The following is a 23287-nucleotide window of genomic DNA, read 5'->3' on the forward strand; positions in this document are numbered from 1 at the left end:
AATGTTGAGGAAGTTGCAGTCAAAGTAAAGTAACTTCAGCTTTGGGGTATAGGAGCACATGCCTAACTGCATTATGCAGAATCGTAGGACATGCCGATCGCATACCACAAACACATAACTGTCAAGTCCCTAAACAGGTAAACCTAATTTGCATGCTGGGACGATGTAAAGGTATGATGCCTTGTGTGGTATACACTATCAACAAAGCATAAAAATTTATTAAAATTTTTACAACTGCTGCTCGATCTGATCTACCTAACTCGGAAACTACGGAATGATGCCTCGGATCCTCATCATCGACGATGATCCCCTAATATCGGAAATGGTCACGGTAAACCTTGAAATGGCCGGCTATCAAGTCAGTCAGGCTTCTGATGGTATAAAAGGTCAAGCTCTCGCAATTCAACTAATGCCAGACATGATCGTACTCGATCTAATGTTACCTCGTGTCGATGGGTTCACAGTATGCCAACGTCTCCGACGAGATGAGCGTACTGCTGATATCCCAGTCCTGATGCTTACAGCTATGGGACAGACCCAGGACAAAGTAGAAGGCTTCAATGCTGGTGCCGATGATTACCTCACCAAACCATTTGAGCTAGAGGAAATGCTAGCGCGAGTAAGAGCCTTACTGCGGCGAACCGATCGCATCCCGCAAGCAGCTAAGCACAGCGAGATCTTGAACTATGGTTCGCTAACCCTTGTACCAGAAAGATTTGAAGCTATTTGGTTTAACAATACCGTCAAGCTCACCCACTTAGAATTCGAGCTGCTGCACTGTCTATTGCAGCGTCATGGGCAAACAGTTTCACCCAGCGAAATTCTCAAGGAAGTGTGGGGATACGAACCCGATGACGATATTGAAACCATCAGAGTACACATTCGCCATCTCCGTACCAAGCTAGAACCAGATCCGCGCCACCCCAAATACATAAAAACCGTCTATGGGGCAGGTTACTGCTTGGAACTACCAGCAATTAAGGATGAAGATGTGGATGCAGAAGCACCTGAGTCTGCATAAGCGACTTCTAGGTATCTCCCTATAGCTAGGTCGCACGGGCTAGCAGTAGTCAGTGCTACAAAGCTTCGGAACGCAATCTTGGATTATTCAGTAGAGTTCTAGTACACCAAAACTTTTTTTGGAGGGGGTGGAGGGGGTGAAATCCCCTGCTGGGGTCTTTGCCCCTATTCCCCCATGTTGCAAAATTTATGACTTGCCACACTAGCACGAAAATAGATTGATTAATCTTGTTGTGCCATTTATGTATAAAAATAACAAAGGAGATTTTAAACAAATAAGGCATGAAAATATTATTTGCGGCAGCAGAAGCATCACCGATTGCCAAAGTTGGTGGTATGGCAGACGTAGTAGGTGCTCTACCCCAAGTACTCCGCAAAATGGGGCATGATGTGCGGATTATAATGCCTTATTACGGCACGATACCTGATAAGTTAACTGAAACTCCTCAACTGGCATGGCAGGGTACTGCAATGTTTCAGGATTTTGACTTGTTTCAAACTGTGCTGCCTGGAACCGACGTGCCCCTCTACTTAGTTGGTCATGGTTCGTTTATCCCAGCCCGCATTTACTACGGCGAGGATGAGGATTGGCGGTTTACTTTATTTGCCAATGCCTGTGCTGAGGTGGCCTGGAATTTCTGGAAACCTCACATTATCCACTGCCATGATTGGCATACGGGCATGATTCCTGTATGGATGCACGAAACCTCAGACATTGCCACGGTTTTCACAATTCACAACTTGGCCTATCAAGGTCCCTGGCGCTGGCGACTGGAACAGATGACATGGGTGCCCTGGTTCATGCATTCCCACAATACGATGGCGGCGGGCGTTCAGTTTGCCGATCGGGTAAATACGGTTTCGCCCACCTATGCCCAGCAAATTGGGACACCTGCCTACGGTGAAGGTTTAGATGGCGTGTTGTCTTATCTCAATCCTACTGGGATTCTCAATGGGATTGATACGGCTAAGCTAGATCCTGCTAAAGATCGCTACCTGACCAAAAACTATACGGCAGATACCCTCGAAGACCGCATGTACAATAAGATTGCGCTTCAGGAAGAAATTGGACTACAGGTGAATAAGTCTGCCTTCCTGGTTGGCATGGTCGGTCGTCTCGTCGAGCAGAAAGGCTTAGATCTGTTAATTCAAGTTTTAGATCGGTTCTTAGCCTATACGGATGCTCAGTTTGTGGTGCTGGGTACGGGCGAGCGCTACTACGAGACGCAAATGTGGCAAGTAGCTTCGCGGTTCCCCGGTCGGATGTCGGCTCAGATTTTGTTTAACTCTGCCCTATCGCAGCGTGTCTATGGTGGTACAGATGCTTTGCTCATGCCCAGCCGCTTTGAGCCTTGTGGTATCAGCCAGATGATCGCATTGCGTTATGGTTCTGTTCCCATCGTCAGGCGTACGGGCGGTCTAGTCGATACGGTGCAGCATTTTGAGCCAATGCACGAAGCTGGCAACGGATTCTGTTTCGATCGCTACGAGCCGCTCGATCTGTATACCTGTTTAGTAAGAGCTTGGGAAGGCTTCCGCTTTAAAAACGATTGGCGTAAGCTGCAACAGCGAGGCATGGCAGGCGACTTTAGTTGGGATACTTCTGCCAAGCAATATTTAGAGTTGTATCGCTCTATTCCCAGCGTGGCAAATGTCGTTTAGATAGCTGTTGTCGCAAGCGCCCCGGTTTGAAAGGGAGGAGTGGGAGCATTGCTCCCACCGGGGTAAAATCCCTAAAGATTTATTGAAATCGCATCGACGGGGCAGGCAGGGATGCATTGCTCGCAAACGATGCAGCGCGATCGCGCGAAATTGAGTTTAAAGGTTTGTGGCTCTAGTTGCAAAGCGCCGCTAGGGCAAACGCCCGTGCACAGACCGCAGTCCACGCATAGATCTCGGTCGATCGCGATCTCGCGACCGTGTAAAGACACTTCGATATCCTGCGATCGCATCCATTCCACCGCCGACTCAATTTGATCGATGTCGCCCAGTAGCTCTAAAACCATCTTGCCCATTTGGTTGGGAGCTACTTGAGCGCGAATAATATTAGCGGCTACATTAAAATCTTTTGCCAAGCGATAGGCGACGGGTACGTGAATTGTGCTTTTGGGGAAGGTAAGATTTACTCTTTTTTTCATATCTTTAGCGCTTGCTTTAAAAGCCGGAAAGTTTACAATTGCAGGTAGTTTTGTCGATCGCTGATGTTATAGCGTTTTTCAATTGAGAACAGATTTTATTGACGGGGTAAGGGGTGGAACCCCTTCTTGGGGGCAACGCCCCCAAACCCCCTTCTCGTTTTTATCTGAAAACCGCTATAAGCAAAACTATAATCTCGATGGACGCAGTTAAATGCAGTTAAATTAAGACTTGAGGGTCGCAGGGGCACAGGCTCCTTTATGGTTCTTTTTCCCTAGTGGGGCACGGACATGGGTAAGGTATTTATATCAGCAGGTCACGGTGGGTTTGAAGGTACGTTGCGCGATCCTGGCGCGATCGCCAGCAGCACTACAGAAGCGGAAGAACTGATTGCTACCCGCGATTTGATCGTAACGGAGCTGCGCTCGCGAGGAATTGCAGTTGAGTCTCCTGATGACGATCTTAGCTTAGTCGGCACGATCGCCTGGATTAATGCTAGAGCATCTCGGCAAGATATAGCGCTAGAAATTCACATGGATGCGGCAAGCGATCCTAGTGCGCGGGGCACTTCTGCCTACTACATCGCCAATAATGGCGATCGCAAGCGCCAGGCAGAAATGCTGATCAACTCAATCATCCGACGGGTGCCAGAATTACCCAGTCGCGGCTCTCAACCAGATACGGCTGCTGCTGTGGGCAGGCTTGGCTTTTGTCGCGATGTCATCCCACCATCAATGCTGGTTGAGTTAGGGTTCTTGACCAACCCTCAAGATCTGCGTCTGATCCAAACAAGGCGGCGCGATCTCGCGATCGGTTTAGCTGATGGCCTGCAAGCCTGGCTGCGCGAAGTCACGGAAATCACGCTAGAGACAAAGCCAGTTGGGGAAACCCCTACTGTTACCACGCCGCCTGCGCCTATTATTTATCCCGAAGCTACCATTGACCTCAACGGGCAGATCTATGAGGAAAAGGCAATTATTGTCTCCGGCAATGCCTATATTCCCATCGATCTGGTCGATCGCCTCAACATCGATGTAGCTCAAGCCCCCAAAGTCCGCCGCCTTAGAGTCAAAAATGTGATTTACGTGCAGGCGATCGCCCTGCGCGACTACAACCTGAGCGTATCTTGGGAACCGAAAACCCGCACGGTGTTTGTCAGGAGCATTCTCAAGTTCTGTAGCGGTCAGATCGATCGAATTATGGGGCATGGGCACACCACAGAAATCCAGATGCTGATGTTTTTGAAGCACAACAACGATGATGCACTGGCTCAATATAAAGATATTGCCAACCTCTACCGCGAGGAAGCCACGATTGAGGGGGTTAACTATGATATTGCCTTCTGTCAGATGTGCGTGGAGACGGGTTTTTTACGATTCGGCGGCGATGTCAAACCCAGCCAAAACAATTTTGCAGGGCTGGGGGCGGTTGGCAGTGGGGCACAGGGACCTAGTTTTCCAGACCAACGTACGGGCGTGCGAGCGCAAATTCAGCACCTCAAAGCCTATGCCAGCACGGCACCGTTGGTGCAATCCCTCGTCGATCCGCGTTTTAGGTTTGTCACGCGCGGGATCGCACCATTAGTAAGCCAACTAACAGGACGCTGGGCGGCAGACCCCGACTACGACAAAAAAATTATGGCGACACTGCGTCGTTTATATGAATCAGCAGGGCTTTTGTAGGAATCTACTACCTGCGAAGAACTGACGTAATAATCACTGTAATCGTGGCGCTGGCAATCAATGTGAAGGCAAGTTGCACTACCCACTGGGTAGCTTGCTGGTAGTTACTGGAGTTTAGACTAAAAGGCAACAAGAAGCATCTCGCTAGATAGAAACTAGCGAGAGAGAGGATAAAAGGGAAGAAGTTGAGCTAAGCAGTTGCAGCGGAAGCTTTTTTGAGGGGCTTGGCATAGCGTTTTTTGACAGTAGGATAACGAATCCGTTGGGTTCGTTTTTTCCCAAGAGGCCAACCTGGAGACTTACCGCGAGGTTTAGGGTCAGGGGAAGGAGAGCCAATCCTGACCAAAACTAAAGCAAAAGCATTTGCAACTCGACCAGGAGACAATTTAGTCATCGGTTTCTGCCAAGGCAGAGGAGAGTCTTGGACAAGTTCACGAGCGAGCCACAATTGCCAAGTAAGTAAAGGCATCAAGTCCGACCAAGTCTCCATCTGAGCAGGGGTAGAAAGCTGAGGGATTGTCCAATGGAGACGTTGACGCACCAAGCGATACCAATGCTCAATGGCAAATCTGCGCAGATATTTTTGCCATACCTCACTCAAGATTGGCTCGTCTTTAGCGACCCAAATCAACCACAGGGGTTTCGATTCAGGCATATCAAGACGTTCGACCAGAATGAGTGTAAAGGGATGGTCTGCGGCTTGCTTTAAGTGCAGGTTTGGCCATCGACGAATTTGCAATCGTCCCAGTTTAGGCTCTGCAATTGTGATGTCTGCTTGGGGAATAGACCAAGTGTCAGAGTCTTTGAGGCTAAATTTCTCTCCATGCTTATGGGGTCGCCCATGCCCCTCGTAATCCTTTGGGGCATGATACAGAACCCGGTTGGGGCGTAGCCTGAGCAGCTTGATACACGGGATGTCTGCTGTTTGCTGCAAAAATGGTGCGCACCCATACTCGCCATCCCCCAGGAAAAGCACAGTCCCAGGAATTTCCGCACAAACCAAGCGTAACTGACTAGCGGCTTTCTGAATCGGGTTCTCGAAACTGGTGATCCGCTCATGCCGCAACGGTAAGGCAAAACTCCCTTCTGACTCTGGAATCCAGGCAATTGTGCTGTATCCTTGCCCCACCGTAACAGGTTTGCTTCCTACTCCCGGTTGAGGTTGATGTTCGTAGGTGCGTTCTTGTAATGTCACCGCATAGGGACGCGACCAGGCTGTATGGTCGCCCGCCAATATCGTCACCTCTGCTGCCGGCATTTGCTGTATGTATTGCTTCATCAAGTCTTCACGTGGAGGATGACTATCTTGCAGTGCTTCATAGATACTCGACCACTCCCTCCGAAATAATGGGCTTAACGAAAGTTCCACAAACGATGAAACACTCCGACTCGTCAGTACCGCATCCATCAAGTCGAACAGCGCATCTCTCCCGTTCCCTATAATTTCGTACGTGTACTTGCGAAATTGCTCAAGTTTATCCAAACTAATCATGATGAAGCTGTTGATTTTATAGTCTTTTCAGCTTCCATCATCAAGCGGTCAGTCTGCAATGGCTGGCTGCTTTTTACCACTTTTTAGTCTAAACTCCAGTAGTTACCGAAGCGATCGTTGAACTTTTCATTATTGCTGGTCAACTTCTCCACGTCTGTGGTTAACCTATTGAGGCGGTCGTTAAACTTCTCAACATCAATGGTTAACTTGTTGAGGCTATCTAAAACTTCCTTCTGAAAATCGCTGTCCGGTAAAGTATTCATAATCAATACGCCTCTAGATCTTGCTCTGAGGTTATGGTACTCAACAGTCCTTCGCAAGCGTCAAAAAGCAGGTCGATGACATAGTCAAAGCCATCAGCACCACCATAGTAGGGATCGGGTACGTCGCGATCGTCAAAGCGGCTGCAATAGCCACACATTAGTTGTACCTTATCTCGGTAAATACCATCTCGATCGAGTCGGAGAATATCGCGATAGTTCTCTCGATCCATAGCCAGGATCAGATCGAATTTCTCAAAATCCTGGCGGACAAACTGCCGCGCCGAGCCAGTCATCTCCAATCCGCGTTTGCGGGCGGCGGCATGCATGCGTCGATCCGGTGGCGAGCCGACGTGATAGCCCGCCGTACCAGCCGAATCGCAGATAATGCGATCGCCCAGACCAGATCGTGCCACCAGATGGTTCATAATATTTTCCGCCGAGGGCGATCGGCAAATATTTCCCAAACAGACAAATAAAAGTTTCAGTGGCAATTTCTGAAGTTCTCCTTTTTTCGATTTCAACGTTTTCAAAAAACTGCAACGCAGTTTTTTGAAAACGTTATTAAACGTCCTTTGCCGCAGAGCCAGAATAAACCAGACCTTTATGAAAATCTACGGTCAGGCGTTCGCCATCGCGAATATTTTGCGTGGCTTTTGCCACTCCTACCATCACTGGAATACCCAATTTCCGGCCAATTACGACCGCATGAGAATCTAAGCTCGATTCTTCGGTAACGATCGCAGCAGCGTTACGAATGACTTCGACATAGTCGACATCAGTATGCTTGACAACTAGAATCTCCTTGGGATGGAAGTCTTTGACATCAAGATAATTACTAGCAACGCGGGCGCGACCGCTAACCACACCTTGCCCAACACCTAACCCCTTGCCTACGACGGCAGAAACAAACTCGACCTTAATTAAATCGGTGGAACCAGCTACACCGGGCAACGTGCCAGCAGTCATGACAACCAGATCTCCGGCTGTGACTAACTTGCGCTCTTGAGCTATGTTTATAGCTGCTTCAAAATTTTGGCGAGCCGATGGTAAAGATAGGAGCATGAGAGGCTGTACGCCCCACACCAGTTGCAATTGCCTCGCCACATCCACCTGAGAGGTCACGGCCAAGATAGGAATAGGGGGACGGTATTTGCTGACATTACGTGCCGTAGCACCAGTTTTGGTCAGGGTGACGATCGCAGTAGCGTTGAGTTGGACGGCAATTTTACCGACCGCATCGCTAATAGCATTGGGAACGGAGCTACCCTCGCTCTGAACGGGATGGAGATTATGCTCTTTTTCAATGCGTTGAGCGATTTTATCCATCGTTTCCACGGCTTGAATGGGATACTTACCTACCGCAGTTTCATTAGAGAGCATCACGGCATCGGTTCCATCAATAATGGCGTTGGCAACGTCAGAAATCTCTGCTCTAGTCGGTCGGGGATTGCTTACCATACTATCCAACATCTGAGTTGCCGTGATCACGGGTTTGCCAAGCTGATTGGCTGTTCTGATCAGACGTTTTTGTAAGAGTGGAACTTCTTCGGCTGGCATCTCTACGCCTAGATCCCCTCTAGCAACCATGACGCCATCGCAGAGGGAGAGGATTTCGTGCATTTGAGCGATCGCTTCGTGTTTTTCGATTTTGGCAATTACATTGGCACTCTTGCCCGAAGCAGCAATCAGATCTTTAATCTCTTTGATATCCTCTGGATTGCACACAAAACTGAGCGCTACCCAGTCCACCCCTTCAGTTAAACCAAAGCGCAGGTCTTCACGATCCTTATCGGTCATGGCTTTCACCGAGAGGTGAACGTTGGGAAAGTTGACACCCTTACAATCTGATAACACGCCACCAATAACAGTACGGCAGTGCAAGCTCTCAGATTCTAAGTCAGCGCTCTCTACCTGCATTTCTACCTTGCCATCATCCAGCATGATCGTGGCTCCGACTGGCACCTCTCGCGCCAACTTGTCATAGCTAACCGAGCTAATCGTCTGGTTGCAGTCCACATCTCGACTGGTAAGCGTAAACATATCCCCCTTATTCAGGATTATCGAGCCATTTGCAAACCTGCCCAGACGAATCTTGGGACCTTGCAGATCCTGGAGAATGGCAACGGGTTGGTTCAGCTCCGATGAAATCTGACGAATAGTGCAAATATTGCGGTGGTGATCGGCATGAGTGCCGTGCGAGAAATTAAGCCTCATCGTGGTCGCACCCGCCTCAATCAGCTTGCGGATCATCTCAGGGCTGCTAGTTGCAGGCCCAATTGTGGCAACAATTTTTGTGCGGCGAAATACTTCTTTTACAGTCATTTATGGATTGGGTGCGTTAGAAAGAAGCTCATTTAGGTACGTAGCTAAAATATATGCCATATACCTTTTGCTTATTTCATTATATTTTTGTGAATACTAACATTATTACTGGCGACCATAATAATATTTTGGCGTGGCGGGTATTATAGCGTTTTTCAATTGAGAACAGGTTTTACTGACAGGGTGAAGGGGTTTCACACGGCAGTGGCTCTAGCGGGAAACCCCCAAGACCGCCCTGCCTCCCCTTCTTGGGGGCAACGCCCCCAAACCCCCTTCTCGTTTTCATCTGAAAACCGCTATAGCTATACGAAATCGCGTTAAGACGGGTTGCAGGAATGATCCCCCCTCCAGTGCGTATCCTCTGTATCCTCTACACTCTCACTGCAACCAGATCGCGAGATCGGGTGCAGCTACCACTGCAACACAATACCTTGGGAACTGAGGTGGTACTGCAATCGCGGCAGCATGAACCATCGAGTCACCACAGCTTGAGGAGTAAGGCTGGGATCGCCCTGGCGCAAAATCCAAGCCGCAGTTGCCCCCGCCGCTGCACCTACCGACCATTCACCCACATGAATTCTAGTAGAGGCATTAACAATATGGGTCACTGCAATACTTTTACCACCGATGAGGAGATTATCAATTTTCTGGGGGATTAAACCCTCTAAAGGGATAGAAATGGGACGAACGGATTCTTCCCCCACAGGTGCAGAACTGGCCGATCGCGATGGTTCCCAGTTACGATATCGGCAGCCGTGAATGTCGATCGCATAGTGAGTAATACCAACTACAGAACTGCGGAAATTCCTGGCACTAGAGAGATCTTTACGGATATCCTGTTCCCTTAAGAAAAACTGCGCCTGACCGTATGCCGGCCTGCCTAGAATGCGCCTGCCTTCACGAATATAAGGATAGATGCTCAAGCCTGACTCAGTAGGCATGGGCGTACCTCTGCCTGATAAATGAGAAAGGGGGAATTGAGGTGTAGTATATTTCTCAACCAGCCATTCTGAAAACAGTAAAGCATGATTCTCGCCTTCCTTGAGCGCATCTAAATTTAGACCGCCCAACCAGTTTTGACGCTGCCCAGAAGCCTGAATTTCCCAATCCGTCATAATCAAAGGTGGACTCATAACCCCCCAGTCATTGCCCTTGTTCCAGTTTACGATCGTGACATCTCCAGTGGAAGGATAGGATTTAAACGGATTAGTGCGTACCATGCTGATAATGCGGCGATAGTTAAACATGCTGCTGGGGCCAAACATGGGATAGCGTCCTAAGTCATAGTCCTCGCGATGTTCTTGTTTCGATAGTCCTGGTTGTACTTGCTTGAGTCGCTTAAGCGATTCTCCTTTATCATCTCTCACTATCAGTGCAAATGGGAATGTGAATGCCTGCGTGCAATCTGAATTATCCGCTACGGCATGTAATTCACCTGTAGTAGCAAAGCCTTCCGTCCCAAGACGGTGCGGGATATTAGCCCAGCCAATCAACTCGCCCGTGTCCGTGGCATCAATTACGATCATGTCCTTACCAGGGGGTGGTTGGAGCTTGATTGGGGTTTTCACAAATACGGCATCGCTTTCCCAGCGATACCAGGAGGACAGTTCGCGTGACAGCCTTCCCATTGGTAGGTAGTTGGGATTGCGCGCTTTACGCCTGACTGCGTGAATTGCCAGGATGCGATCGCCACTACGGTTAAAGTCAGCCCCTTTAAAGGCGATTTCTGTACCCCAACGACTACCTGGTGCCAGAGTAGCAGCTTCTTTAAGGATTGTCTCGGCAGCCGCAGCACCTGCGGTGGGAGGAAAGCAGAGGGTACCTACCCAGCAACTGTTGGTATGAGCGACCAGAGCGCTGGGATTAGCATGGGCAAGGGCAGGTGGCAGAGCGGTCTGCGCGGCGATCGCATTTTTAAACCGCATCCAACTGGTAGAGAAAGCATGTTGCTTGCGCATCAGCAGCGATTCGTCGATCGCGCTCACCCCTTGCGAGCTTACCTGTCCGCCTAACATGGGGGTCAGCTCGATCAAGCAAGTCCGCACCCCTGTTTCCATAGAGTGGTAAGCTGCCGCCACACCACCAAGCGAACCACCCACAATCGCCACTTCACACTCCCAAATTTCAGGATTGCCAGCAGGAGCTTGCACTATCGGCCAGCCATTGACATCTTGATGCGGGTTAGTTGAACTGGGCAAAGCTTTAGCTCTGTCAGGCGATTCGGCCAGGCGCGTCCAAATTGCCGATACGCTACCACTAATAACTAAGCCAACTAAAACCATCAAAAAAAACTTGGAAAATCGGAACTTAGGGGCAGACAATTTCATTAAAGTTGGCATATCGTGCTAGTTAGCGGTAATCGAAATTAGTGAAATATAAATGGTAACGATTGGTTAATTTGGCAGTACACTTGGCAGCACTATGTCGGCATAATCAGTCTAAATAGTTGGAGGCTATGAAGTTTTTCATCCCTCTGCCTATTGTATAGAAAAGCTATACCAGTTATGTTTGCAAAGCAATTTGCTCGATATAGCTCTCCGGCTAGAAAGCGATCGCATCATCATCAGTCAATCATAGTCATGGTTAAACAGATTCTTGTAGTGGACGATCAAGAAACAGTTCTAGGTGGAACTGTGGGGCCGCTTCAACAACAATACCCAGAAGCGGAAATTTTGACCGCACAAAATGCGCGCAATGCCATCGATCTGGCAGACAGAAACCAGCCCGATCTGGTGGTGATGGACTTATCCATGCCACAGGAGCATGGGGGGGAGGCGCTCAGCGATGTGGGGTTGCAACTGCTGCGCCATCTGATGACCAAATACAAGCAACTCAATATTGTGGTGCACAGCATCGATCCGATGCCTTTGGTGCGCTTGCGTCCCGCGATCGATTCCCATGAGGGTGGGTTTACCGTCGTCAGTAAATCCATGTCGATTTCCGAGATGCTAACCAGGGTGGATTGGGCGGTACAGGGACTCAACTATACCCCCCGCGAAATTCGTACGGGCGTTGAGGTCAGAGAAGAGTGGTTGGAGGTGCTGCACCTGGCTTTTAACGAAGCATTAACCGACAAAGCGATCGCCGACTACATGAAAGTCTCGGAGCGCACGGTACGCAATTACTGGAGCAAAATGCAGGATGCTTTGGCTGTATACCCCGAACCTGGTAAAAATATTCGCGTGCAGACTGGCAAACGTGCTAGGGAAGAGGGGTTAATTGACTAGATGCGTCAATCTTGAAGTGCTTGTCTCACTACCAGATTAATTAGCTGTAGATTGCAATTAGTGAGACGCGCTATAATCGCAACAGACATCACTCCATGCATAAACCTATTGGCTTGTTCCTAATGAATTCATACCTCCAGGTTAGTGATGTAATTGACTGGCAGCACCCGACAATTTTGCAGTTAGCCCAGCAGGTTGCATCCGCATATACATCGCCCACCGCAAAGGCAAAAGCTTGTTTTGAATGGGTGCGCGATCGGATTCAACACAGTAGCGATTACAAGATGAACCCCGTCACCTGGCGCGCTTCGGACGTGCTGAAGTATGGAACGGGATATTGCTTTGCCAAGAGCCATTTACTAGCGGCATTACTGAGGGCGATCGCTATTCCGGCTGGCTTTTGCTATCAAAGATTGAGCGTCTATGACGATGGCGAACCCTATAGTTTGCACGGTTACAATGCGATCTACTTGCCAGAGTTTGGCTGGTATCGAGTTGATGCGCGTGGCAATCGCTCGGATATTGACGCTCAGTTCGCGCCACCAGTAGAGAAACTTGCCTACGAGATTCGATTAGCTGGGGAGGCTAACTTTCAGAATATTTTTGCCGAGCCGTTGCCGATTGTATTGGAGGCTTTACAGAGTTGCAGCCAATGGGATGAGATGCGCAGAAATCTACCGGACGTTCCCTTGGAATCTCTAGAGAAATACGGTCTTTCCAGGTGTTTGAATTAGTCATACCAAATCCGCACGAGTTATCCCTATATAGCGTTTTTCAATTGAGAACAGGTTTTATTGACGGGGTGAAGGGGTGGAACCCCTTCTTGGGGGCAACGCCCCCAAACCCCCTTCTCGTTTTATCTGAAAACCGCTATACTGCTTGGCGACTGAAAGTCGCGGCTACACAAGCAAAGTCCGCCTTTGCGGACTCAAAGTAAAAGGGGGAAAATCAAAAGGATTTGGTATTATGTCTGCTTGCCCAGATATACTTCAATTACGCGGGGATCGTTCTGAACTTCGGCAATGCTGCCTTCGCAGAGAACAGAACCCTCATGCAATACAGTTACCTTGCGGTCGAGCTGCCGCACAAATTCCATATCGTGTTCGATGACGATAATGGAGTGCTTTTCAGCTAAGGAGAGCAAGAGTTCGCCCGTAGCTTCTGTTTCAGCATCGGTTAAGCCAGCAACGGGTTCGTCAACCAGAAGCAGTTCGGGAGCTTGAGCGATCGTCATGCCGATTTCTAGCCATTGTTTCTCCCCGTGTGAGAGCAAAGCCGATTGCATGTTGGCTTTACGACTAAGTCCGATTTTGTCTAGTAAATCGCTAACCTGGCGTTTCTCTGTCGCCGATTTGTGCTTAAATAGCGTGCCAAACACATCCTTGCGACGGTTGTAGGACAATTCTAGATTTTCCCTAGGCGTGAGATTGAGATAAACTCTGGGTGTTTGGAATTTCCTGCCAATCCCTTGAGCGGCAATCCGATCCTCGGAGAGCGATCGCAGGTTTCTGCCCTTAAATAAAACCTTACCTTGCGTGGGTTTTACCTTACCGGTGATGATATCCAAAAAAGTGGTCTTACCAGCACCATTGGGGCCGATCACTACGCGCAATTCGCCCTCATCCATACTAAAGTTTAGATCGTTGAGAGCTTTGAAACCGTCAAAGCTGACAGTGAGGTTTTCAATTTCTAGAATCTTTGCTTTCATAACTGCTTGGATCGCTTACTTCTAAACTGGAAACTTCCTCTAAGTTGTCTTCTAAACTGGGATAGGTAGTGGAGATTCTGCGCTTGCCCAGTAAAATTCTGAATCGCTCGATACCCTCAGTTCTCAGCCAACCGACAACGCCATTCGGCAATCCCATCACCACCAGCAAGAAAAGTCCACCAAGGAAGAACAACCAGATATCGGGGAACTTCTCTGACAGTAGGTTCTTGGCCGAATTAACCATGACAGTGCCCAGTACGGCACCGACTAGAGTGGCACGACCGCCTACAGCTACCCAAATTACCATTTCAATCGAAATGAGAATTCCCATTGCACGCGGCGAGACGGAACCGTTAAGTCCCGTGTATAGCGCCCCACCTAAGCCAGCGAGAGCGGCAGAAACTGCAAATACCAGAACCTTATAGCCCGTAGGATTGTAACCAGAAAATCTCACTCGACTCTCATCATCGCGAATCGCTACTAGCAGGCGACCGAAAGTGCCACTGGTGAGCCAGCGACACAGGGCATAGGCAAGCGCGAGGAAGGCGATCGTCAGGCAGTAGAAGACATATTTGGTACTGGGCGCGCTGGCGGTTGCTCCCAGGATAGTTTTAAAATCTGTCAAACCATTGGTGCCGTTAAAGAAAAGCAACTGACCGTTCAGGAAATAAACAAAGATGATCGTTGCGGCTTGAGTCAAGATGGAAAAGTAAACGCCTCGGATGCGATTGCGGAAGATCGTATAGCCCAGCAGTCCGCCCACTAACGCAGGCAGAATTACAGTTGCGGCAGCGGCAAATGCAAACGAGCGAAAGGGACTCCAAAACCAGGGTAGTTCCGTGACGCTACCATACAGGCTCATAAAATCCGGTAACTGGCTGGTGGCATCGGGAGGGATCTGGAGTTTAATGTGCATGGCGAGGGCATAACCACCCAAACCAAAAAATATGCCATGTCCCAGACTGAGCAAGCCCGTATAGCCCCAGATCAAATCTATACCCAGAGCCACGATCGCATAGGCGAGAAATTTGCCTAGCAGTTCCAGCCAGAAGTTATTTAGCAGTCTGGGCATCACGAGGATCAGAACCAGGGCGATCGCTACAACAATCGCTACTTCGAGCAGCAGCTTACGTTTTTGCCAATTGGAAGCTGTGGGCTTTGGTGCAACTTCAGAAGTCATTTATTTATTAATTTATAAGAAACCGCGTTAGGCATCGACCGTACGACCCTTTTCAGGAAATAAACCCGTGGGTTTAACTTGCAAGAAGATAACGATCAGGATAAATACCATTACTTTTGCCATGTTGGCATCGGCAAAAACCTTAAAGAACTCAACTAGAGGTGGTGCGAATGAGAATAACGGTATCAGAATACCCGAACCAATTATGTAAGAAGCGATCCCGATTGCCATAGCGCCGACAATGCTACCCACCAACTTACCAACCCCACCAACCACAACCACCATAAAAGTTTCCACAATATAGTCCTGACCAGTATTAGGACTGACAGAACCAATTAGGCTTACTGCCACACCTGCAATACCGGCCAGACCGGAGCCTAGGGCAAAGGTAAGGGCATCTACTGTTTTGGTGGGAATCCCCAAGCAGGCGCTCATATTACGATTTTGGGTTACTGCCCGCATGCGCAATCCCCAGGACGATCGCTGCAAAAACAGGTAAATTCCTAAAACGCATAACGCGGTTAACCCAATGATAAATAGTCGAGTGTAAGGTAACTGAAATCCTAGTTCTACACCGCCCCGCAACCATTTCGGTGCCGTAACTGCTACACCCTGCGCGCCAAACCAGGGCTTGGTCACGGCTAACTTATAGGTCTGAGCCAGAAACCAGCCCGTAGCGACGGCAATTCCGGTAGATAGAGCCAGCAGCCCAGGTTTTGTCCACGCCGTGATGCGATCTAAGCGCTGCAAGATCCACGTTGCCCCAAAAAACAGCAAGCAAAAGATAGCCAGCGAGATTGCCAAGACCAAATTCACGCTGCGGATAAACTGCTGCAAGATTAAACTCACACCCCAGGTTGCCAGAAGGGTTTCTAACGGTCGTCCGTAGAGATGCCGAATTACGCCTTTTTCCAAGACCAGACCCACCAGAGCCGTTACCAGGAAAGCCAGCGGTATTGCCAGAATGATGTAGAGGTCGTAGAAGGAGATCCGTATTGTCTGAAAAATATCGATAATGTAACTGTTCTCGAAAGGCTTAGCTGCAATTTGAACGACATAGGTAGTGTATGCACCCAGCATGATCAGTTCGCCATGTGCCATGTTGATTACTCCCATCAGTCCAAAGGCGATCGCCAATCCCAATGCCGCGATTAACAAAACCGAACCAATACTAATCCCATTAAATAAAGTCTCTAATACCTTAACCAAGATCTCCAATGACTTTCTGCTCCCATCGCAAATAGTAATTAACCCAGTATTTCGGGACACCAGTAGGGTGGGCATTGCCCACCCTACTAAACAAACTTATAAAGATGAGCCTGGATTAACCATGCAACCCAAGCTCATAATCTATCAATACGATCGAGAAGGAGGAGTATTAAATTTTATACTTCCCGCCCTTAGATTTATCAGCCCAGTTACAGCCATAGCCTTTCGTTTCCGCCACGAACTGATTCCAAGGTAGCGGATCGACCACTTTCGGAGTTTCATACACGATCTTAAACTGACCGTCTTCGGCAATTTCACCAATCCGCACGAACTTGGAAAGGTGATGGTTGTTGTTCATAGTTACCTTGCCTTCAGGGGCATCAAAGGTTTGACCGTAGGCAGCTTCTCTTACTTTTTCGAGATCGTCGGCGGTACCAGCCTTTTCTACAGCCTGCTTCCAGATATAGACCATGATGTAGGCAGCTTCCATCGGGTCGTTGGTCGGGCGATCTTTACCATATTCCTTTTGGAATGCTTCGACAAATTTCTTGTTCGCAGGCGTATCTACTGACTGGAAGTAGTTCCAAGCAGCATAGTGCCCTTTCAAAAATTCCACGCCGATCGCTTTGACTTCTTCCTCGGCAATGCTGACCGACATGACTGGGTACTTATCCGGCTTCAACCCTGCCCCCTGCAATTGCTTAAAGAAAGCAACATTACTGTCGCCGTTCAGCGTGTTGTAAATGACTCCGCCGTTGGGCAAGGCGGTTTTGATTTTAGTAATAATCGGCGTTACTTCCGTACTACCCAATTCCAGATAGTCTTCGCCAACTACCTTGCCACCTTTGGCGGCTAGCTGAGCCTTGATGATGTTATTAGCAGTTCGAGGAAAGACATAGTTGGAGCCAACGAGGAAAAATTCCTTGCCTTTTTTCTCTAGCAGCCAATCAACCGATGGCTCGATTTGCTGGTTTGGTGCTGCACCAGTGTAGAAAATATTCTTGGAACATTCTTGTCCTTCATACTGCACGGGGTACCACAGCATGTGGTTCTTGGACTCGAATACAGGCAGGACGTTCTTGCGGCTTGCCGATGTCCAGCAACCAAATACGGTTGCCACTTTATCCTGTTCGATTAGCTTGGTTGCCTTTTCTTTGAAGGTATCCCAGTTAGAGGCTCCATCTTCTACAATGGCCTCGATCTGCTTGCCCAGGACACCACCTTTGGCATTAATTTCCTTGATGGCTAACTGCTCGGCATCAACTACGCTCTTCTCGCTAATTGACATAGTGCCGCTTAAGGAATGCAAAATACCAACCTTAATTGTATTGCCTGATGTGGTAGTTGCTGGAGTAGCGGCAGTTGTGGTAGTGGCAGCAGGAGAAGTAGCAGCAGGAGAAGTAGTAGCTGTTGGTTGTTCGCTCGAACCACAGGACTTGATCAGCATGCTAGTTCCTAGTGCAGCCGATCCGTAAACTAAAAACCTACGCCTATTAAATTGCATAGCCATGTTATTTAAAGTTGCTCCTCATAGTTAGGTTGGTGTTCAATACACAGCGTCTTTAATCGTTCACGATCTTTAAAATGTTGAGGCTAGCTAAAACTTAGAATCCTGGTGCGATCGCTGCCAAGCAGGTTTTGGTAATCAAACCAACTTACACTTTGAACTTCTTAGAGACTCAAGACGTTACAAGTAATTAGTTTTATTAAAAATTCGGATTGGTACACCTCGCAATTTGACCTATCGCGATCGCAAAAACATGACGCGAAACGCATGTAATTAGGAGCCTGTTAGAGCTAAGCCACTGTGAATTAAAGCACCGCGATTAGTAGCTAATAGTATTACGAGATACAGCTTTTTATACCTTCTTAACCATTGATTAACTATTTCAATTTCAGGTATCTGGTAAAGGGGCTGTGTTTCCTTGCAGCAGAGCAATAGCTATTTAACTCTTGCAATAGCTGTTTAGCTGCTGGTCAACGTTGATTAACTTCGGCCCCACGTCTTGCAAGCTCCTGGAGCTACGCTCTAATTCTGCCGCGTTCCTGTTTTTAATAGCACCAGCCAGGCTGCGCATATCCTTTGCTCCGATACTGACTAGATCGGCATACTGAGTTTGGAAAGATTTGAGCTTGTCATCGCTCAGGCTAACTGCCTTCATGTCGTTGTTGAGACTGTCAAGCCGATCGGCAAGTTGCCCGATTTTATCAGCTATTTTGTTTGGATCTCTTTCACCTTTAAGAGCTTCCGAGTTATTAGCAAAATCTTTAGCTTTGTTAGCAACAGTAGTAAATTTGTTGCATTGGGCAACCTTACTTTCACCACAGGCAACCGCCAAGAAACTCAATAACGTAGAGGCGATCGCAACTGGGAAAACCCTTCTCAAAACACTTCTTTGCGCAGTAATCATTTGGTATAGGTCTAAAGATTTGTCAAGAAGTAGGTTAGCACATTGCCAATCTTTTTTTCAGGCGCTCGTACCAACCATAACAATTAGAACTATTTTGATAAATCTAGGCTAGCGGGCTTTCCTGGTTCTCAGATGTTGATGAATTGTCCTGGTTCTCAGAGCTTTGAGGATCTGTTTTCGCAGTTAGCTTCTCTCGTTTCTTGCGTTCTGCTTCCACTAGATCGGCCATCATTTGGCGCGATTGCTCTACTTTTTCCAGAGTAGAGCAATATAGATCGATATCTTTGGTTAGTCTGTCTTCGCCAAGATTCAAGGTTGTGCCCACTTGCTTTAAAATCTCCTGTCGCCGATCGTTTTTGGCGATCGCTTCTGGTTCGGCAGTTTCCAGCAATGCATATAAACCAATGGCAAACAGGCGGCTGTACTTAAATTTTTGATTCGCGGCGATCGCTCGTATCTGTCCCGTGAGCGGATCGAGGTTAACTACTGACTCTAAAGTAGTAAGCAGATTTTTTACCTCACCTGGAGATCTCATTACTAACTCGTTCAAACGCTCTGCGTCCTGGCGCAGGCGATCGCGATCGAGCAGCAGTGCTTGGCACATGGCAGTGAAAATAGCCTGACTGTCTGCTTCAGGTTGATAGCCAGCCGTAAATTTATCGAATGCTGTCGTTAAGCCAAGCGCAAAGATGGGGTCATACGCAAAGTTTTGATTCACGACGAGCAAATGCACCTCAACTAACAGCTCGTCAATGACGCGGCGATATACGGAATTAACCGGCTTGGGAAATGCCTTGTGAAAATCGCGCTTGGTATCAGAGACAGTACGAACAGTATTCACGATCATTATTTATTGTTACTTTTCTTAGTATAAAAGCTAGAAATGTTTTTTGTGGGACTTCACGAATATTTTGACAATCGATTGTGCGTACTCAGGCTGCGGGGAGCAAGATTAATCGACGCTGTAAGAGCGATCGCACTAAATCTACACTCATCTCTGGGTAACTTGCCAAAATTTCCGATACTGTAACCCCGCGATCGCAGGCTTGCATAAATTGGAAATCCAAATCGGATAGGTGAGCTATTTGATAATCCGGATCGAACAAACATTTACTCTCCCATCCACTCAAACAGGGATGTCTCTGCGGGATAACATCTAAGATGTGCCTATCTACGCTCCAATCTGCCTTAGGCAAAGGCGGACGAGAGAGGAAAAATTCGTAGTGAGCGATATCGGTATCTAGCAGTTCGATGAGGCGATATTTTGGTCGTTCGGGTAAAGCTTGCGCTTGCGCTAGTAATTCGGGGTTATTGCCCAACAGTCGATCGAGCTGCCATGTTTGTGGATTGGAGAACCCCACAAACTCCAGTCCAGACACGCCGATCAGATCGAACAACGAGTCAATCGTGTAGTCGATTTCATGGGGATGCACGTACATGTCAGCAAAGCATTCATCGCGAGTATTCTCTAACTGCCAGCGGGTCTTTTCCCGCTGTACCAATCGATTCGATGGCGGTAAGGCAGCAAATAGATCGCGCCCTAATTGCACGCCGCGCTTGACATCTGATGTTTGCTGTTGTGCTTGCAGGATGGCGATCGCCTCTTGCATCAATCTGATTTCCCAGCGACCGATGGCAGCATAGACAAAAATATGTAAAATCCCACCTGGAGCTAGTTTGCTGGCTAAAGCTTCGATACCTTTCTTGGGGTCGGACATATGGTGCAGTACGCCCACGCAGTTAATCGCATCAAACTCGCCTTCAATTTGCGCCAGGTCGTAAATGCTTAAGTGATGGAATTCGATCGTGCGATCGCCCCCTGGGGCGCTACGGTTGATTCTTTCCCGCGCTACTGCTAACGTCCCAGGACTAATATCCACCGCCACTATATTTGCGGTAGGATTCAGGTGCGCTAAATACTCCGTACTGACACCACTGCCACAACCTGCATCGAGAATGCGCGGTGAGGTGTTTTGGGGTAACAAACCACCCGTACAAAATCCATAGGCCGCCGGCCAACTCCAGCGCCAGTTATATCCTGGCGGAGCCTCATCTATAATTGGATCGGGCGGGAAAGGATAGGTATCGTAGAGATTAGCAACGGCAGTAGTAACGGCTTGAAGATCTGATTGGCGATCGGACATGATAGTGCGAATATTGCTATTTGGCAGCTAGATCAGTTTAACCCCTATATGCATCAAAATGGAGAGTAACCCCATACCTGAACCAGTGCATTATGTTTTTGTCAATCGTGTCTATAATCATGTAATCATGTAATTAAATGTAGTATCTTTGTCAGCCTAATGTCTAAGATTTAGTGCCTGCTAATTCAGCCTTCCAGGAGCATTCAATGACCAAATCGCTTATTGACCCAGTTCAGGAAACCCCAGATGAAATGGCGGAAATTACAACTACTGTTTATCTGAAAGATGGAAAAACAGAACAGGTAAAACTTGCAGAGCTAGATAACTATCTCAAGGCAAATCAAGAGAAAATAGAACCCCGTAAAGTCAATCCGAGGCGATCGCAAATTAAACATAAGAATGCATGACTAGGTATAAACAACCACTGTTATGTTAAGACTTTCGGCTACATACTCCTGTAGATCGAGCTGTCTTTGAGTTTGAGCAAAAAACATATTGCAATTTACAAATAATTTGTAGTTGGTATTGGGATCGTCTTTTCTACTAGGAGTGTATTCCAATTCCTTGCCTAGCTCTACATAAACGTAGAATATGGAGCTTCTTATCTGTTAGGACATGGGGGTGTGGGGGCGCAGCCCCCACGCAGGGGTTCCACCCCTGCACCCCGTCCTAAGCCTGTTGGCTATAGCTATACAACAGTAATCTAAGTAGCAAGCCTGAAATTTTGTTGGTAACGAATGGTTAGTAAAGTAAATAGCGATCGCCACCCTGCTAAAAGTCAACCGATCGCTCTTGGCATCTCGGGAGCATCGGGCACGATCTATGCGGTGCGATCTCTAAAATTCCTGCTGGCGAATGGCTATCATGTCGAACTGGTAGCTTCAAAAGCGGCCATTATGGTGTGGCAGTCAGAGCACGAAATGGCAATGCCTGTCAATCCCAAGCAACAGGAGCAATTCTGGCGCGATCGCTGTGAGGAAAATGGTGGAGCGCTCAACTGCCATGCCTGGTCTGATGTGGGAGCCAATCTTGCTAGCGGTTCGTTTCGCACGATGGGGATGGTGGTAATTCCCTGTAGTATGGCGACAGTTGCTAAAATTGCGCAGGGCTTGAGTTCCGATTTACTCGAACGCGCTGCCGACGTGCATATTAAAGAAGGGCGTAAACTAGTGGTCGTACCTAGAGAAACACCTTTCAGCCTCATACACCTCCGCAATCTGACCGCGCTGGCTGAGGCCGGAGTCAGGATCGTCCCTGCTATACCCGCCTGGTACCATCAACCCCGTACGATTGAAGATCTGGTAGATTTTGTGATTGCCCGCGTATTCGATCAACTGGACATTGACTCCGATCTGATTCAACGCTGGCAGGGGAGAAGTAAACCATGAACGATAATTTGGACAATTCCGATCGGCCACCGATCGCTCAGCTAATTGGATTGACGGCGGCGATCGCCTGTGCGGCGGCGATATTGCTGCAAAACCTGCAACCACTGGTAACAGTTTATTTCCTGGGGCAATCTACGATTTCTATACCGCTTAGTTTTGCCATGTTGGCGGCATTTCTTAGTGGGGCATTAGCTGCTGCGATCGCTAATGCCATTGCTAACGCGCTCGGTCGCCGCAATTCTGCAACCACTGCCACTAGCGCGGCTAATACCGCTAGCAGTACTAACGATAGTGGCGTAAAAGATAATCCCGGCCAAACAGCTAAGCGATCGCTGCAAGACGAAGACGAAGATCTCTATACCACTTATCCGCGATCGGGCAGCAAAACCACCATTCAAGATGACGACGATGACGATGACGACGATGACGATGACGACGATGACGACGACAATCGCGACGAAATCTACGTTAAGTACATCCGCAGGTAACCAGGTGGGCAATGTCCGCCCTATATTTCAAAGCTTCTCTAGATAGCTCAATAAATCTGCCATTTCCTGCGGTTTTGGCTGAAATTGCGGCATGGGCGGAGTTTCGCCACTGACCACCTGATGAATCAGTCGGATTTTGGACAGGCGATCGGAGACCCTTTCCAAACTTGGTCCGACTTTGCCTGCCGCCCATTGACCGTGACAATCAACGCAGTTCATTACAAATATAGACCTGCCCTTCACCGGATCGCCAGATAAAGACAAGACCGATTTCGTGTAGTCGTCCGGTTGAGGTCTGAGGTAAATAGCAAGGGCGACAAAGCAGCACAAAGCTATCGCAATAATTGCCGCCCAGACCAATTGCAGCAATAGTTGCTGTGGAGTTGAAGCCGTATTTAGTCCTTCATTATTCACAACTTGATTTGAGACTTAGATAGAATCCGACTTTGGCAGCCTTACGAAAAAGTAAATATATGAATCTTTAATGTTCATAATATATCTTAAAAAATCTACAGGCTCCCATTTTGCTGCACAGAATGTTTGATTCAAACAGCATTTTAGCCCCACATTCGCTCGATGGCGATCGGGATGAAAGCCTCGTAGTGGTACTATATCGA

The 23287-nt window shown here is 48.2% G+C and carries 22 protein-coding genes and 1 pseudogene; 8 read left to right on the forward strand and 15 right to left on the reverse strand.

Going from position 1 to position 23287, the window contains the following annotated elements; all coding sequences use genetic code 11:
- The first annotated feature begins 277 nt into the window (after positions 1–277).
- Positions 278–1021, forward strand: coding sequence for a response regulator transcription factor (locus PSE6802_RS0119855; RefSeq protein ID WP_036946669.1), 744 nt, complete (start codon positions 278–280; stop codon positions 1019–1021).
- Between the two features lie 281 nt (positions 1022–1302).
- Positions 1303–2682: a glycogen synthase GlgA gene (gene glgA / locus PSE6802_RS0119860; protein ID WP_019501794.1), complete on the forward strand. Its 1380-nt coding sequence runs from the start codon at positions 1303–1305 to the stop codon at positions 2680–2682.
- A gap of 71 nt (positions 2683–2753) precedes the next feature.
- On the opposite strand, the gene PSE6802_RS0119865 is transcribed toward glgA, so the two are convergent.
- Positions 2754–3158, reverse strand: coding sequence for an NIL domain-containing protein (locus tag PSE6802_RS0119865; protein ID WP_019501795.1), 405 nt, complete (start codon positions 3156–3158; stop codon positions 2754–2756).
- 288 nt (positions 3159–3446) lie between these two features.
- On the opposite strand from PSE6802_RS0119865, the gene tftA reads away from it, so the two are divergent.
- Entirely contained in the window at positions 3447–4838 is a 1392-nt protein-coding gene (gene tftA / locus PSE6802_RS0119870; RefSeq protein ID WP_019501796.1) for a hormogonium tapered terminus morphoprotein TftA, read from the forward strand.
- 7 nt (positions 4839–4845) lie between these two features.
- On the opposite strand, the pseudogene PSE6802_RS36095 reads toward tftA, so the two are convergent.
- The 6 genes and pseudogenes from PSE6802_RS36095 to PSE6802_RS0119895 form a co-directional block, all read right to left on the reverse strand.
- A pseudogene (locus PSE6802_RS36095) lies at positions 4846–4947 on the reverse strand (ssr2422 family thylakoid membrane protein); the annotation flags it as partial.
- 81 nt (positions 4948–5028) lie between these two features.
- Entirely contained in the window at positions 5029–6330 is a 1302-nt protein-coding gene (locus PSE6802_RS0119875; RefSeq protein WP_019498766.1) for an NF041680 family putative transposase, read from the reverse strand.
- 83 nt (positions 6331–6413) lie between these two features.
- A complete protein-coding gene (locus tag PSE6802_RS0119880; RefSeq protein ID WP_019501797.1) occupies positions 6414–6593 on the reverse strand; it encodes a hypothetical protein in 180 nt (59 codons plus the stop codon).
- 2 nt (positions 6594–6595) lie between these two features.
- Positions 6596–7084, reverse strand: coding sequence for a low molecular weight protein-tyrosine-phosphatase (locus PSE6802_RS0119885; protein WP_071592355.1), 489 nt, complete (start codon positions 7082–7084; stop codon positions 6596–6598).
- 70 nt (positions 7085–7154) lie between these two features.
- Entirely contained in the window at positions 7155–8915 is a 1761-nt protein-coding gene (gene pyk / locus PSE6802_RS0119890; protein WP_019501799.1) for a pyruvate kinase, read from the reverse strand.
- Positions 8916–9325: 410 nt separating this feature from the next.
- Positions 9326–11254, reverse strand: a complete 1929-nt coding sequence (locus PSE6802_RS0119895) for an FAD-dependent oxidoreductase (RefSeq protein WP_156815602.1) — start codon at positions 11252–11254, stop codon at positions 9326–9328.
- A gap of 240 nt (positions 11255–11494) precedes the next feature.
- Here PSE6802_RS0119895 and PSE6802_RS0119900 point away from each other — a divergent pair, with 240 nt between their 5' ends.
- Complete coding sequence (locus PSE6802_RS0119900; protein WP_036946672.1) at positions 11495–12142, forward strand: response regulator; 648 nt, start codon at positions 11495–11497, stop codon at positions 12140–12142.
- Positions 12143–12264: 122 nt separating this feature from the next.
- A complete protein-coding gene (locus PSE6802_RS0119905) occupies positions 12265–12876 on the forward strand; it encodes a transglutaminase-like domain-containing protein (RefSeq protein ID WP_019501802.1) in 612 nt (203 codons plus the stop codon).
- Positions 12877–13106: 230 nt separating this feature from the next.
- Here PSE6802_RS0119905 and urtD read toward each other — a convergent pair whose 3' ends face one another.
- The 7 genes from urtD to PSE6802_RS0119940 all read right to left on the reverse strand — a co-directional run bounded on the left by urtD (position 13107) and on the right by PSE6802_RS0119940 (position 20794).
- Positions 13107–13850 (reverse strand): urea ABC transporter ATP-binding protein UrtD, encoded by a 744-nt coding sequence (gene urtD, locus PSE6802_RS0119910; RefSeq protein WP_019501803.1) that lies wholly within the window; start codon positions 13848–13850, stop codon positions 13107–13109.
- Positions 13825–15030: an urea ABC transporter permease subunit UrtC gene (gene urtC / locus PSE6802_RS0119915; protein WP_019501804.1), complete on the reverse strand. Its 1206-nt coding sequence runs from the start codon at positions 15028–15030 to the stop codon at positions 13825–13827. The genes urtD and urtC overlap by 26 nt, the downstream gene beginning before the upstream one ends.
- Positions 15031–15057: 27 nt before the next feature.
- The gene (gene urtB, locus PSE6802_RS0119920; RefSeq protein WP_026103430.1) at positions 15058–16242 is read right to left on the reverse strand and encodes an urea ABC transporter permease subunit UrtB; all 1185 of its coding nucleotides are present in this window, start codon (positions 16240–16242) and stop codon (positions 15058–15060) included.
- A gap of 166 nt (positions 16243–16408) precedes the next feature.
- On the reverse strand, positions 16409–17749 hold the full coding sequence (gene urtA, locus PSE6802_RS0119925) for an urea ABC transporter substrate-binding protein (RefSeq protein ID WP_026103431.1): 1341 nt from the start codon (positions 17747–17749) through the stop codon (positions 16409–16411).
- A 436-nt stretch (positions 17750–18185) separates the two neighbouring features.
- Entirely contained in the window at positions 18186–18650 is a 465-nt protein-coding gene (locus PSE6802_RS29775; RefSeq protein WP_019501807.1) for a hypothetical protein, read from the reverse strand.
- 103 nt (positions 18651–18753) lie between these two features.
- Positions 18754–19491, reverse strand: a complete 738-nt coding sequence (gene psb29, locus PSE6802_RS0119935; RefSeq protein WP_036946680.1) for a photosystem II biogenesis protein Psp29 — start codon at positions 19489–19491, stop codon at positions 18754–18756.
- A 91-nt stretch (positions 19492–19582) separates the two neighbouring features.
- Positions 19583–20794 (reverse strand): class I SAM-dependent methyltransferase, encoded by a 1212-nt coding sequence (locus tag PSE6802_RS0119940; protein WP_019501809.1) that lies wholly within the window; start codon positions 20792–20794, stop codon positions 19583–19585.
- Positions 20795–21000: 206 nt separating this feature from the next.
- Here PSE6802_RS0119940 and PSE6802_RS0119945 point away from each other — a divergent pair, with 206 nt between their 5' ends.
- The 3 genes from PSE6802_RS0119945 (at position 21001) to PSE6802_RS0119955 (ending at position 22670) form a co-directional block, all read left to right on the forward strand.
- Positions 21001–21201 (forward strand): hypothetical protein, encoded by a 201-nt coding sequence (locus tag PSE6802_RS0119945; protein WP_019501810.1) that lies wholly within the window; start codon positions 21001–21003, stop codon positions 21199–21201.
- Between the two features lie 330 nt (positions 21202–21531).
- Positions 21532–22182, forward strand: coding sequence for a flavin prenyltransferase UbiX (locus PSE6802_RS0119950; RefSeq protein WP_019501811.1), 651 nt, complete (start codon positions 21532–21534; stop codon positions 22180–22182).
- A complete protein-coding gene (locus PSE6802_RS0119955; protein WP_019501812.1) occupies positions 22179–22670 on the forward strand; it encodes a LapA family protein in 492 nt (163 codons plus the stop codon). Before PSE6802_RS0119950 ends, PSE6802_RS0119955 begins: the two co-directional genes overlap by 4 nt.
- A 27-nt stretch (positions 22671–22697) precedes the next feature.
- Here PSE6802_RS0119955 and PSE6802_RS0119960 read toward each other — a convergent pair whose 3' ends face one another.
- A complete protein-coding gene (locus PSE6802_RS0119960) occupies positions 22698–23084 on the reverse strand; it encodes a c-type cytochrome (protein ID WP_019501813.1) in 387 nt (128 codons plus the stop codon).
- Positions 23085–23287 lie beyond the last annotated feature (203 nt).

The sequence above is a fragment of the Pseudanabaena sp. PCC 6802 genome, from assembly GCF_000332175.1.
Lineage (GTDB): Bacteria > Cyanobacteriota > Cyanobacteriia > Pseudanabaenales > Pseudanabaenaceae > PCC-6802.